6 protein-coding genes are annotated in these 13,884 nt (G+C 68.1%); 4 read left to right on the top strand and 2 right to left on the bottom strand.

Annotation, left to right across the window (positions count from 1 at the left end; translation table 11 throughout):
- Positions 1 to 34 precede the first annotated feature (34 nt).
- Positions 35 to 1,081 (bottom strand): DNA topoisomerase IB, encoded by a 1,047-nt coding sequence (locus SYV04_RS34580; RefSeq protein ID WP_321550277.1) that lies wholly within the window; start codon positions 1,079 to 1,081, stop codon positions 35 to 37.
- 144 nt (positions 1,082 to 1,225) lie between these two features.
- Between SYV04_RS34580 and SYV04_RS34575 the strand changes: the two genes are divergently transcribed.
- The 4 genes from SYV04_RS34575 (at position 1,226) to SYV04_RS34560 (ending at position 13,107) form a co-directional block, all read left to right on the top strand.
- Positions 1,226 to 2,104 (top strand): hypothetical protein, encoded by an 879-nt coding sequence (locus SYV04_RS34575; RefSeq protein WP_321550276.1) that lies wholly within the window; start codon positions 1,226 to 1,228, stop codon positions 2,102 to 2,104.
- Positions 2,105 to 2,221: 117 nt separating this feature from the next.
- Positions 2,222 to 4,477, top strand: a complete 2,256-nt coding sequence (locus tag SYV04_RS34570) for a hypothetical protein (RefSeq protein ID WP_321550275.1) — start codon at positions 2,222 to 2,224, stop codon at positions 4,475 to 4,477.
- A gap of 120 nt (positions 4,478 to 4,597) precedes the next feature.
- A complete protein-coding gene (locus SYV04_RS34565) occupies positions 4,598 to 10,108 on the top strand; it encodes a DNA repair ATPase (protein ID WP_321550274.1) in 5,511 nt (1,836 codons plus the stop codon).
- Positions 10,109 to 10,311: 203 nt separating this feature from the next.
- Positions 10,312 to 13,107, top strand: a complete 2,796-nt coding sequence (locus SYV04_RS34560) for a YncE family protein (RefSeq protein ID WP_321550273.1) — start codon at positions 10,312 to 10,314, stop codon at positions 13,105 to 13,107.
- Positions 13,108 to 13,134: 27 nt separating this feature from the next.
- Here SYV04_RS34560 and SYV04_RS34555 read toward each other — a convergent pair whose 3' ends face one another.
- Positions 13,135 to 13,752, bottom strand: a complete 618-nt coding sequence (locus SYV04_RS34555; RefSeq protein ID WP_321550272.1) for a DUF4328 domain-containing protein — start codon at positions 13,750 to 13,752, stop codon at positions 13,135 to 13,137.
- Between the last annotated feature and the right edge of the window lie 132 nt (positions 13,753 to 13,884).

Below are 13,884 nucleotides of genomic sequence, written 5' to 3'. Positions count from 1 at the left end.
GGCGGGGCGGGGGCCGGCTCGAGCCACCCGCGCCCTACACGAGGGCCGTGTCCTTCGCGCAGTCCTTGAGCAGGTTCAGCAGGGACTTCTCCGAGCAGTGCAGGTCCGGCCCCTCGTGGTTCGTCAGCTCCTCCACGGATTCGAAGTAGCGGCCCACGACCTTGCCCTGCTCGAACATGGCCAGCACGGACGGGTAGATGTACGAGGAGCGCGCAACCGCCGGCGTGTTGCCCAGGTGCTCGGCCGCCTCCTTCACCGCGGCCACCACGGTCTTCTTCACCGCCGTCTTGCCCCCTTGTGCCGCCGCCTGCTTCACCCGCTGCCGGGCCCGGGCCAGCGCACACGCGCAGATCAGCGTCCCCGCCCACGTCCGGAAGTCCTTGGCGCTGTACTGCGCCCCCATCACCTCGCGGATGTACTCGTTGATGTGGCGGCGCCGCACGTCCACCACGAAGCCGTCATCCAGTACGAACTTGAAGACGTCTCGCCCCGGCACCTTCAGCAACTGCCGGATGACTGCTGCCACGCGCCGATCCTTCAGCTCCCGGTGTTGCTGCTGGCCGCTCTTGCCCGGGAAGTCGAAGTACACCGTGTCGCCCTTCACCTTCACGTGCTTGGCGCGCAGCGTGGCCAGCCCGAAGCTGCCGTTCTCCTCCGCATACACCTGACTGCCGGGCCGGATGAAGCAGGTCCCGAGGATGCGCAGCATGCACGCCAGCACCTTGTCCCGCCCCAGCCCTGGCCGCCGCAGATCGGCGCTCACCCGGTGCCGGATCTTCGGCAGGGCTCGCGCGAAGCCCACGATGCGCCGGTACTTCGCCTCCTGCCGCCGCTGGGAGAACGCCTCGCTGTAGCGGTACTGCCACCGTCCCGCGCCGTCCTTTCCCACCGCCTGCAACTTCGCCTTCACGGAAGGTGAGATCGCCACGTCCGTCCAGGCGGGCGGAATCTTCAGGGCCTCGATGCGCTCGCGCTCCTGGCGGGCGACCGGGCGACCGTCCGAGCGAACGTACCGGAAGCCCCGCTTCGGGCTCCCCACCCGCCGGACTCCCTCGCTCTGCAGCCGCTCGATCTGAGTCATCCTCGATAGCTGCGCAGCCCGGCTCCTTGTTGCAAAGCGCTACAGGCAGGTGGCACCCAGGGCAGGCAGGCTTCCGCGGGGGAGGGCTTCCCCGAGGGGTGGGGCCCTGGTCTAGACTTCCGCGAAACTCCTGTCGTGGGACCGATGACCACCTTCCTCGAATCGATCCTGGCGTTCCCTACCGTCTTCTTCACCATCCTGCTGGGGGTGACGCTGACGTATTGGACGTGCGTCATCCTCGGGGCCGTGGGGGTGGACATCCTCGATGGAGACGTGTCCGGCGCCGCCAAGGCCGCCGGGGGAACCCTGGAAGGAGCCGCCAAGGCCGCCGGGGGCCTGCTCGAGGGTGGTGCCAAGGGCGCCGCCGAGGGGCTGCTGGGTGGCTCCAAGGGAGCCGCCGAGGGCCTCGTGGGCAGCGCCAAGGCCTCCGGGACGATGGAGGGTGCCAAGGCCGCCAGCGGTCACGACATGGACGCGGATGGCGGAGGCCTCTCCGAGGCGCTCGGCTTCGCCGGCATTCCGATCACCATCTCCGGCAGCTTCGTCATCTTCGCCTCCTGGGTCCTGTCCCTCATGGGCCGCAACGTGGCGTTCGATCTGCTCGGCTCCATCCTTCCCACCGTCGCCATCAGCGGTGGGGTGGCGCTCTTGAGCTTCGTGCTGGGCACGCTCCTGGCTTCCCTCGCCGTGCGCCCGCTGCGTCCCATCTTCGTCGCCCAGAAGGCTCCGGGCCGCGACTCGCTCATGGGCCGCGTGTGCATCATCAACAGCGGCAGCGTCAGCGGTAACTTCGGGCACGCCACCTTCGAGGATGGCAGCGCGGGGATGATCCTCAACGTCTTCTGCGCCAAGGAGAACCAGCTCAAGCGCGGGGACCAGGCGCTCATCCTGGGATACGACCCGGAGAAGGACATCTACGAGGTGGAGCCGGTCGACTGGCTGCTGCCCGAGGAAGTAGCCCAGATTCAGGATCCCTCGCGGGCCGCCGCCATCGCCGCCCGCGCAAGGGACCGCGCTCACTAGGTTTTTGGAACTTTCGGCGACGCGCCCGCGTCGCCTCATCGGCCGCTCGGGGGCTGTTTGCGGGGGACTCCGAGCGCGTATTACAAAGCCCGCCGGTTCTTAATCAGAAGGAAAGCAATGGATCTCCCTACCGTAGCTGGAGCCGTGGGCGTCGGCAGCGTTCTGCTGTTCGGCACCCTCGTCATCATCGCCCGGTTCTACCGCCAGGTGGACCAGGGCAAGGTGCTGATCATCAACACGCTCAAGAGCGAGCCGACCGTCACCTTCACGGGCGCGGTGGTGATCCCCATCATCCACCGGGCCGAGGTGATGGACATCTCGCTGAAGACGGTGGAGATCGACCGGCGCGGCAAGGAAGGCCTCATCTGCAAGGACAACATCCGCGCGGACATCAAGGTCACCTTCTTCGTGCGCATCAACAAGACGCGCGAGGACGTGCTCAAGGTGTCCGGCGCCATCGGCTGCGTGCGCGCCAGCGACCAGTCGACGCTGGAGAACCTCTTCGAGGCCAAGTTCTCCGAGGCCCTCAAGACGGTGGGCAAGAGCTTCGACTTCGAGGAGCTCTACACCAAGCGTGAGGAGATCAAGGACCAGGTGGTCCGCGTCATCGGTCGCGACCTCAACGGCTACATGCTCGAGGACTGCGCCATCGACTATCTGGAGCAGACCCCGGTCGAGATGCTCGACAAGGACAACATCCTCGACGCTGTCGGTATCCGGAAGATCACCGACCTGACCACGGTGCAGAACGTCAGCACCAACGAGCTGCGCCAGAACGAGCGCATGGCCATCACCAAGCGCAACGTCGAGGCGGACGAGGCCATCTTCGCCCTGGACCGTCAGCGCGCCGAGGCGGCCGCCAAGCAGAAGCGCGAGATCGAGAGCATTCAGGCGCGCGAGACGGCCGAGGCCGAGCGCGTGAAGAGCGAGGAGCACGCCAAGAGCGAGCTGGCGCGCATCAAGGCCGAGGAAGAGATCCAGATCAACGAGCAGAACAAGCAGCGCCAGATCGAGGTCGCGGAGAAGAACCGCGAGCGCGTGGTGGGCGTGGAGACCGAGCGCGTGGAGAAGGATCGCGCGCTGGAGGCCATCAACCGCGAGCGCGAGACGGAGCTGCAGCGCATCGCCAAGGAGAAGGCGCTCGAGGGCGAGAAGAAGCTCATCGCCGACGTCGTCCGCGCGCGCATCGCCGTGGAGAAGACGGTGGCCGAGGAGGAGGAGCGCATCAAGGACCTGCGCGTGAAGGCCGAGGCCATGCGCCACAAGGACGCGGCCATCATCAACGCCGAGGCGGAGGCGCAGGAGAAGCTGGTCAAGGACATCAAGGCCGCGGAGGTCAGCGCCGAGGTGGCCAAGAACATGGCGAAGGAGCGGCTGATCCTCGCCGAGGCGGACCTCGAGGCCGCCGACAAGACGGCCAAGGCGAAGGCGCGGCTGGCCGAGGGCGTTCAGGCCGAGACGGCCGCCCCCGGCCTGGCCAACGTGCGCGTGCGCGAGGCGGACGCGGTGGCCAGCGAGAAGCAGGGCATGGCGCAGGTGCGCGTGAAGGAGGCCGAGGCCGAGGTCATCCGCAAGCAGGGCCAGGCGCAGGCCGAGGTCGTCCGCGAGCGGCTGCTGGCGGAGGCCGCCGGTGAGCAGGAGAAGGGTCTGGCCAAGGCCCGCATCCAGGAGGCCGAGGCGCAGGCCACCCAGAAGAAGCTGCTGGCGGAGGCCGCTGGCGAGCAGGAGAAGGGCCTGGCGCACGCCCGCATCCAGGAGGCCGAGGCTCAGGCCATCCACAAGCGCGGCGAGGCCGAGGCGCACGCGGTGCGCGAGAAGATGATGGCCGAGGCGAACGGTACGCAGGAGAAGCTGATGGCCGAGGCGAAGGGCCTGGCCGAGAAGGCCGCCTCCATGAAGGCGCTGGACGGCGTGGGCCGCGAGCACGAGGAGTTCCGCCTGCGGCTGGCCAAGGAGCGCGATGTGGAGCTCGAGGCCATCCGGGTCCGCAAGGACATGGCCGAGGCCCAGTCCAAGGTGCTCGCGGAGGCCTTCAGCCACGCGAAGTTCCAGATCGTCGGCGGCGACGGCCAGTTCTTCGAGCGGTTCGTCAAGGCCGTGTCGATCGGCACCTCGGTGGACGGCGCGCTGGAGCACAGCGACTCGCTGCGCACGGTGATGCAGGGCTACCTGTCCGGTGAGAAGGATCTGCCGGCGGACCTGAAGGAGATCCTCTCCAAGCCGGGCCTGACCAACGACGCGCAGAACCTGGCGGTGGCGGCGCTGCTGCACCGCATGGTGAGCAGCGCTCCTCCTCCGGCGGCCGCCGCGCAGACGCGGCCCGTGGTGGAGGGCAGCTCGCGCCCCGTCTCCGGCGAGAAGCTGGCCGAGTAGTCGCAGGCGCGAAGCGGCAGTGAAGACCCTCACCCTTTGCCCTCTCCCACGGGAGAGGGGCAGGGGTGAGGGTGTGTGTTCCCTTTGATTTTGATCTCTGTTCGATCCCGGTGAATCACCATGGCAACTGACGGCGCGAAGCCCCAGGGCAACGCCCCCGCGGGCGAGACGACGCTGGAGGGCGGCAGCTACGAGGTCATCCGCGCCCGCCTGCTCTCCCAAGCGGAGGAGCTGGGCACCCGGGCCGCGGACCTCAACACGCGGCGCAAGGCGCTCTTCGGCGGCACGGAGCTGACCGTCATCGGGAACGAGCGGGTCCGCACGGAGAACAACTGCGTCCCGCGCGACATCGTCAGCGTCGGGAAGTACCTGCTCTTCGGCTACAACGTCTTCATCGGCCTGAAGAAGGAGACGGCGGTCGCGGACGTCTTCTCGCTGCACAAGTTCGAGAAGACGGCCGAGGGCTTCGACTTCTCGCCCGTGCCCGCCACCGAGGCGGGCGGCTTCCTGGCCGATCCGCGCTTCGTCAAGGACTTCGGCGAGCTCTACAAGTACTACAAGGACGCGAAGCTCACGCAGCTGCGGCGCACCGAGTCGCGCCTGCTGGCCATCTTCCAGACGGGCCAGTCGCTGCGCGACATCAAGGTCTTCCGCTTCAGCGTGGACGTCGAGGGCCGGGCCACCTACGTCGACAACCAGGGCGAGCGAGACCACGTCTTCCCGCCGTCGCACGACTTCGAGTGGACGGTGGCCACGCGCGAGAACTACGTGCTGGGCACCCACCCGCACGTCAACGTGCTGGACCAGGTCTTCGTCGAGACGGTGAAGGGCGACCTCACCATCAAGGTGGAGAACAACACCAGCTCGGGCCTGGGCATCTACAGCGAGCAGGTAGATGACGCGGACCAGTCGCTGGACGACGCGGAGGTTGCCTACGCGAAGGTAGGCGGCCTCATCCTGCTGCGCGTGCTGCCGTTCCGCGAGCGGGCGCACCGCTACCTGGTCTTCAACACGCGCACGCAGCACGTGGTGCGCGTGGACGCCATCGGACAGGCGTGTGTCCGGCTCCCGGAGGATCAGGGCGTCATCTTCCCCGGTGGTTTCTACCTGCAGACCGGCGACTACAAGGTCTTCGAGGGCACCTCCGAGGGGATGGAGTTCAAGCAGGCCATCCGCTCTCCCAACGGAGAGGACGTCCTCTACATCTTCTATCGCCGCGACGAGGGCAGCTACGTCCTCTTCCCGTACAACCTGGTCCGCAAGGAGGTACAGAACCCGCTGCTGGCGCACGGCTTCAGCACCTTCGCGGACGGGCGCCTGGTGGTGTTCCGTGCCGCCACGAACGAGCCCACCCGCGTGCATCCGATGCAGGTGTGGCAGACGCCCTTCGTCTCCGCCGAGCACGCCGCCGCCACGCCCCCGGCTCCGGGCTACCTGGGCAAGGTGGGCAACGCGGAGCTGGTGCGCGGTATCTCCGACGCGCTCACGCTCCAGCGCGTCGCGAAGACGGACAAGCCCAGCCGGCGCACCTACGAGGACCTCATCGCCGGGGTGACGCGCGCGCTGGATGCGTACTACTGGCTGGGGCACGCGGAGACGGGGCTCCAGGCGCCCATGGAGGCGCTGCGGCGCACCGCCGATCTCATCATCGATGAGTTCGAGAAGGTGCAGGCGCTGCGCAAGCGCGCCACCGAGGCCATCACCGAGGCGGACGCGAAGCAGGCGTCCCTGCTGCTGAAGGTGCGGCCCGAGGAGCTGGCGAACGCCGAGGCGTACATGCAGGCGCTCACCGAGCTGCGTCAGCAGCGTGGGCACCTCATCACCCTGAAGGAGATCCGCTACATCGAGCTGGGCCGGGTAGAGGGCCTGGAGAAGCAGATCATCGAGGAGACGGACCGGGTCAGCGCCGGGTGCGTGGAGTTCTTCCAGAAGGGCGAGGCGCTGCAGCCGGTGGGTGAGCGGCTGGACGTGCTGCTCGCCAAGCTGGAGCCGGTGCAGACCACGATGGAGCTCGCGCCGCTGGGCGAGGACATCGAGAAGGTGGGTAAGGGCCTGGAGGTGCTGGGCGAGGTGGTGGGCAGCCTGCAGGTGGGCGATCCGCTGGCGCGCGCGAAGATCCTCGAGGGCATCTCCGAGCTGTTCTCGCGCCTCAACCGCGTGCGCGCGGGCCTGCAGGTCAAGCGCAAGGAGCTGGTGGGCCGCGAGAAGCGGGCGGAGTTCGGCGCCCAGTTCAAGCTGCTCGGGCAGAACATCGAGAGCGCGCTGTCGGTGGCGGACTCTCCGGAGAAGTGCGACGAGGGCATGAGCCGCCTCACCGTCCAGCTCGAGGAGCTGGAGGGGCGCTTCGGCGAGTTCGATGAGTTCCTCGAGCCGATCACCCAGAAGCGCGAGGAGCTGCTCGAGGCCTTCGGCGCCAAGAAGCAGGCCCTGGTGGACGAGCGCCAGCGCCGCGCGCAGAACCTGTTCAGCGCCGCCGAGCGCATCCTCGTGGGCGTGCAGCGCCGGGCCAAGTCCTTCAAGTCGGACGACGAGCTGAACACGTACTTCGCCTCGGACGCGATGATCCAGAAGCTGCGGCAGCTGGCCGATCAGCTCATGGAGCTGCAGGACAGCGTCCGCTCGGACGAGGTGCTCTCTCGGGTGAAGACGGCGCGCCAGGACGCGCTCCGGGCCCTGCGAGATCGCCAGGATCTCTTCGAGGACGGCCAGGCCGTCATCAAGTTCGGTAAGTACCGCTTCAACGTCAACACCCAGGCGTTGGACCTGACGTTGGTTCCGCGCGAAGGCGCGCTGTTCATGCAGCTGTCCGGCACGGACTACGCCGTGCGGCTCGAGGATCCGGCGCTCGAGAAGTACAAGGAGCTGTGGGAGCAGCACCTGGTCTCCGAGACGCGCGAGGTGTACCGCTCGGAGTACCTGGCCGCGTGCATCCTGTCGGACGCGGAGGAGGGCAAGGGCGGCCTGGGCCTGACGGCGCTGCACGAGGCTTCGACCTCGGGCACCTTGCTGGAGCGCATCCGCGCCTACTCCGCCGAGAAGTTCGACGAGGGCTACGAGCGCGGCATCCACGACACGGACGCCGTCGCCATCCTGGAGAAGCTGCTGCACCTGCACCAGGGCGCGGGCCTGCTGCGCTTCGCTCCCACGCCGCGCGCCTGGGCGGCCTTCTACTGGGCCTTCGATACGGACGAGGCGGGTCGCGCCGTCCTCCACCGCCGGGCGCGCAGCCTGGCCCGGCTGCGCACTGTGTTCGCCAGCGGGGCGGAGCTGGTGGCGCTCGGGGATGAGATGGGCGAGCGCGTGGAGGCCTTCCTCACAGCGCACAAGATCGCGCACTCGCCGGCGGAGGCCCGTCAGGCTGGCCGCTACCTCGTGGAGGAGCTGGGCGCCGACCGGCCGCGCTTCACCACCAGCGGCGAGGCGGTGGCGCTGCGGGACGCCTTCAGCGCGCAGTTGGAGCGCCAGGGCAATCGCTCGGCCTTCGAGGACGATCTGCGAAGCCTGGAGAAGAACCTGCCGGAGCGCCTGCGCATTGCCCGGGCGTGGCTGGCCGGCTACCTGGCCCAGCGCGAGGGGGGCCCTGGCGAGGCAGCCTATGTGGCCCTGGAGGCCGCCGTGCTGCTGCTCACCGAGCGCAAGCTGGATCGCGAGGAGGCAGGCGCGCTCAGCTCGCTGGAAGTGACGGGCCTGCTGGGACAGCACCCGCGCATCACCGACCGCAAGATGATGGTTCGGTTGGATGAGTTCCTGGCGCGGCTGGGCGAGTTCCGGCAGCTCCGGGTGCCCGCCTACCATGCCTACCGCGCGCTGCTTCGCGACTTGCTGGATCGCGAGCGCCGGAAGCTGCGGCTGGAGGAGCTCAGCCCCAAGGTGCTCAGCTCCTTCGTGCGCAACCGGCTCATCGACGAGGTGTACCTGCCGCTCATCGGCGCGAACCTGGCCAAGCAGCTGGGCGCGGCAGGAGAGAACAAGCGCACCGACCGCATGGGCATGCTGCTGCTCATGTCTCCGCCCGGCTACGGCAAGACGACGCTCATGGAGTACGTGGCCAGCCGGCTGGGGCTCACCTTCGTGAAGGTGAACGGCCCGGCGCTGGGGCACGCGGTGAAGTCGCTGGATCCGGCGGAGGCGCCCAACGCCACCGCGCGGCAGGAGGTGGAGCGCATCAACCTCTCGTTCGAGATGGGCAACAACGTGATGCTCTACCTCGACGACATCCAGCACACGGATCCGGAGCTGCTCCAGAAGTTCATCTCGCTGTGCGACGGCCAGCGCCGGATCGAAGGCGTGTGGAACGGCCGCACGCGCACGTATGACCTGCGCGGCAAGAAGTTCTGCGTGGTGATGGCGGGCAACCCGTACACCGAGACGGGCGAGCGCTTCCGCATCCCGGACATGCTCGCCAACCGCGCCGACACGTACAACCTGGGCGACATCCTCGACGGCAAGGAGGAGTTGTTCGCGCTCAGCTACATCGAGAACGCGCTGACCTCGAATCCGGCGCTGGCGCCGCTGGCCACGCGGGACCCCGGCGACATCCACAAGTTCATCCGGATGGCGCGCGGCGAGGAGATCAACAGCAGCGAGCTGTCGCACGGCTACGCGGCCGCGGAGATCCAGGAGATCTCCTCGGTGCTGCAGCGGCTGTTCAGCGTGCAGAAGGTGCTGCTGAAGGTGAACCTGCAGTACATCGCCTCGGCGGCGCAGGACGAGCGCTTCCGCACCGAGCCCCCGTTCAAGCTGCAGGGCAGCTACCGCAACATGGGCAAGCTCGCCGAGAAGGTGGTGGCGGCGATGACCGACGAAGAGCTGGAGCGGCTCATCGACGATCACTACCAGGGCGAGTCCCAGACGCTCACCACGGCGGCGGAGCAGAACCTGCTCAAGATGCAGGAGCTGCGCGGCCGGCTCACGGCGGAGAAGGCGAAGCGCTGGGAGGAGATCAAGCAGGGCTTCGCGCGCGTCAAGCGCATGGGCGGCAAGGAGGACGATCCGGTCGCCCGCGTCACCGGCCAGCTCAGCGCCATCGAGGAGCAGCTTAGCGCGGTGAGCCAGGCGGTGTCGCAGGCGGCGGAGACGGTGCGCAAGGGCCAGCAGGACAAGAAGCCCGGCGCCGATCCGGTGGCCGCCGTCACGCCGCGCCTGGAGGCCCTGCGCGAGGCGGTGCTCGAGGTGGCCAAGGTGGCGCGAGAGGCGAAGGAGAACCCGCCGCCTCCGGCTCCCGCGCCGGTGGTGAACGTGCCTCCGGGACCGGACCTCTCGCCGTACCTCCAGCACCTGGCCAAGGTGCTGAAGGCCCTGGCCGAGCGGTCGCTGCAGCCCGCGACCGCCCCGGTGGCTTCCGCGCCCGCGGCGGACATGGCGCCATACATGGAGCAGCTCACCAAGGCCGTGGCGGCCATGGCGGAGCGGCCGGTGCAGGTCGCGCCAGCGCTCGCGCGGGCCGCCTCCGGGGCGCTGCCCGTGGATCTGCCCCGGCAGCTCGTGCTCATCCAGGATGCCCTGGAGCCGCTGGAGCGCGCGGCGAAGCGCAGCCTGCAGACGAACCAGGAAGCTCTCAGCCCCATGCAGGTGTGGCAGGCCATCGATCAGGCGCTGGAGCTGGTCAAGGCCATCACGCAGCAGCGCTGATCCCCCCACAGACCTGGCGCCCCTCACACCTCGAGGCCTTCACCGCATCTGCGCGGTGAAGCGCCCGAGAGGTGCGTCTTTGTCCACTGAATGACGGGGAGCACGGGAATTGCAGCGATTCCGCGATGAGAGGGGTGTGGTCAGTCAGACCCGTTCCTCAACGTAGCGACGAGCGCGCAGTTCACCTGTGAATAGGAGGAGCCATGGTCGTCGTAGGCGGCGTTCTGGTCCGCAGCCTGTCGAGAGTTGTCTTCGCAGTAACACTTTGCGTGAGTGTGCTGGCGGGTGGAACGTCACCCACTGCGTCCGCGTTTACCCTCTTCGAGAGCGGCCAGGTTCGCCCCCTGGCCATGTCGCCCAACGGCAAGTTCCTCTTCGCCGTCAACACCCCCGACAATCGCCTGGAGATCTTCGAGATCTTCTCGAGCGGCCTCGTCCACCGCTCCTCGGTACCCGTGGGGCTCGAGCCCGTCGCGGTCGCGGCGCGCACCAATGACGAGGTTTGGGTCGTCAATCACCTCTCCGACAGCGTGAGCATCGTGAAGGTCGGCACGGGTGGGTACAGCGGGGTCGTCACGCGGACCCTGCTCGTCGGCGACGAGCCTCGCGACATCGTCTTCGCTGGCACCGCCAAGAACCGCGCCTTCATCACCGCGGCCCACCGTGGCCAGAACGTTCCGTTCGATCCGCAGTTCACCACGCCGGGCGTCGGCCGGGCCGATGTCTGGGTCTTCGACTCGGGCAGCCTGGGCTCCACGCTTGGGGGAACGCCCCTCACGATCCTCACGCTCTTCGCCGACACGCCCCGCGCGCTCGCGGTGACGCCTGACGGTACGCGCGTCTACGCGGCGGCGTTCCACTCGGGTAACCGCACCACCACGCTCCGCGAGACCTTGGTGCCCGACGGGGGCCAGACGGCGGGCGGAGTGCCCGGGCCGAACACCAACTTCGCGGGAGCGCCGGCGCCCGAGGTCGGCATCATCGTCAAGTTCGACGGGCAGAACTGGGTGGACGTGCTCAACCGCTCGTGGACCAACGACGTGAAGTTCTCCCTGCCGGACAAGGACGTGTTCGTCATCGACGCCACGACCAACCCTCCGGCGCAGGTCTCGGGCGCCTCCGGCTTCTACGCCGGCGTGGGCACGATCCTGTTCAACATGGCCGTCAACCCGGTGAACGGGAAGGTGTACGTGAGCAACACCGAGGCGCGGAATGACCTGCGCTTCGAGGGACCTGGCACCTTCGCAGGCACCACCCTCCGGGGGCACCTGCACGAGAGCCGGATCTCGGTGCTCAGCTCCACGGGAGTCGCGCCGAGGCACCTCAACAAGCACATCAACTACGGGACCTGCTGTGCAGCGATCCCCAACACCGAGAACGATAAGAGCCTGGCGCAGCCGCTCGGGATGGCGGTGACGGCCAACGGCGCCACCCTGTACGTGGCCGCGTTCGGCTCGTCGAAGATCGGCGTCTACGCCACCTCCGCGCTCGAGGGCGACACCTTCGTGCCCAGCACGGCGAACCAGATCCCGCTGAGCGGCGGAGGCCCCACCGGCATGGTGCTGGATGAGGCCCGCTCGCGCATGTACGTGCTGACGCGCTTCAACAACGCGGTCTCCGTCGTCAACACCACCACGAACCAGGAGATTGCCAGCCTGTCCATGTACAACCCAGAGCCCGCGAGCGTGGTGCAGGGGCGCCCGTTCCTCTATGACGCTCGGAACAGCTCGAGCCACGGCGACTCGTCCTGCGCCAGCTGCCACATCTTTGGCGACCTGGACACCCTGGCGTGGGATCTCGGCAACCCCGACGGCGCCGTGGAGACCAATGGGAATCCCTTCGCGCCTCCGGTGGTGCCCGGCTTTGGCACCGACGGGACGTTCGGCCAGGACATCAGCTTCCATCCGCTGAAGGGGCCAATGGTCACCCAGAGCCTGCGCGGCATGGCCAACCACGGGGCGATGCACTGGCGCGCCGACCGCACCGGCGGCAACGACGAGGCCAGCGTGCAGCCGAATGACGGGACGTTCGATGAGCAGGCCGCGTTCAAGGAGTTCAACCCGGCCTTCATGGCCCTGCTCGGGCGCGACGCGCAGCTCACCCCCAGTGAGATGCAGAAGTTCACCGACTTCATCCTTCAGCTCGCGTACCCGCCCAACCCGATCCGCAACCTCGACAACTCCCTGACGCCCAACCAGCAGGCGGGGCGAGACTTCTTCTTCAACCAGACGCTCGCGCCTCAGGGCACCTGCGAGACGTGCCACCGGCTCGATCCCACCGCCAACCCGGGAGAGGGGCCCTTCGCGGGCTTCTTCGGGACGGACGGCACCTCATCGATCGATCCCGAGCCGCAGGTCTTCAAGACTCCGCAACTGAGGGGCATGTACCAGAAGATCGGCATGTTCGGCGTCGGCTACGCCATGGGCTTCGTTCCCCCGGATCCCTTCCTGGGCGATCAGATCCGGGGCTACGGCTTCGCCCATGACGGAACGATCCCCGACCTGTTCCGCTTCAACAGCAGCTTCGACCAGAGCACGATCAACCCCGTGGGGCTTCAGAACACCCCCGCGAACGTCACCGGCAAGCACAACCTGGCGGAGTTCATGCTGGTGTTCGACAGCAACCTCGCGCCGATCGTCGGCCAGCAAATCACGCTCACGAGCAGCAACCTGTCCGTGGTGGGCCCTCGGATCGATCTCCTCGTGGCGCGCGCGGAGGAGGACGAGTGCGACGTGGTGGTGAAGGGCCGGGTCTGGCTGCAAGAGGTGGGCTTGCTCTACGTGGGGAATGATCAGTTCACGAAGGATCGCGTCTCCCTGCCTGCCATCTCGAAGGAGGATCTCCTCGAGAGCTGCACGGGAGAGTGCGTGCTCACCTTTACCTGCGTTCCTCTAGGGGCCGGCACGCGTATCGGGCTGGACCGCGACCTCGACGGGTTCCGGGATGGGGACGAGCGCGTGGCGGGGAGCAACCCGGCGGATCCCACCAGCACTCCTTGATGGGAAGTGGGCCGAGGTCGCCAGGATTCAGGCGGCCTCGGCCACCTCGTCCATGCACTCGTCGATCAGCGTCTGCACCTGACCGATGACGCGCATGCAGAGCAGGGCGCCCAGGGTGATGAGCACGCCGGTCACGAAGCCGGCGAGCAGGGCGGGGGTGAACTGGAAGGGATCCATCGCCAGGGTGCCGAGCAGGTACACCTGGACGCACCAGGCCACGACGCTGAGGACCCACGCCGTCCACCACGTCGATACGGACGCGCCCGCCTTGGGCGAGCCGCCCAGGCACAGCCACAGGCCGCGCACCACGAGGTAGGGATCATAGAGGTTGGCCAGGGGAACGAACCACCAGCCCACGGCCCAGCCGGGCGTCGTTCCAGGCTCCAGGCCGAGCATCTTCGCGGTCCGCACCGCCAGGTGCAGCCATCGCAGGAAGAAGAGGGCCGAGAGCCCGGTGGCCAGCACCACCAACACGTTCAGCAGGAGCGAGAGCCGGAGGTAGGTCCCCACGGCCGTGGTGGTCACCGCTCCCTCATGGAGGCGGGAGATCAACCAGCCGTTGAGCGCTCCTTCGACCGAAGCGACCAGCGCGACCAGGCTCAGCACCCGCTGGGTCCATCGGCCTCGGGAGGCCGAGGAGGGCATCTCCCGAAGCCGCCGGTGCTCACAGGCCGCGCAAAACTCTCCCCAGGTCTCGCAGCGAGCACACAGGAAGCGCCCACAGCGAGAGCAGGTCTCCACCGGCTTGAAACCCGAGTGTTCGGGGCAGGTGGCTCC

Source organism: Hyalangium ruber (assembly GCF_034259325.1).
GTDB lineage: Bacteria > Myxococcota > Myxococcia > Myxococcales > Myxococcaceae > Hyalangium_A > Hyalangium_A rubrum.
The sequence above is the reverse complement of the archived record's forward strand: the minus strand, read 5'-3'. Positions and strand labels throughout refer to the sequence as shown.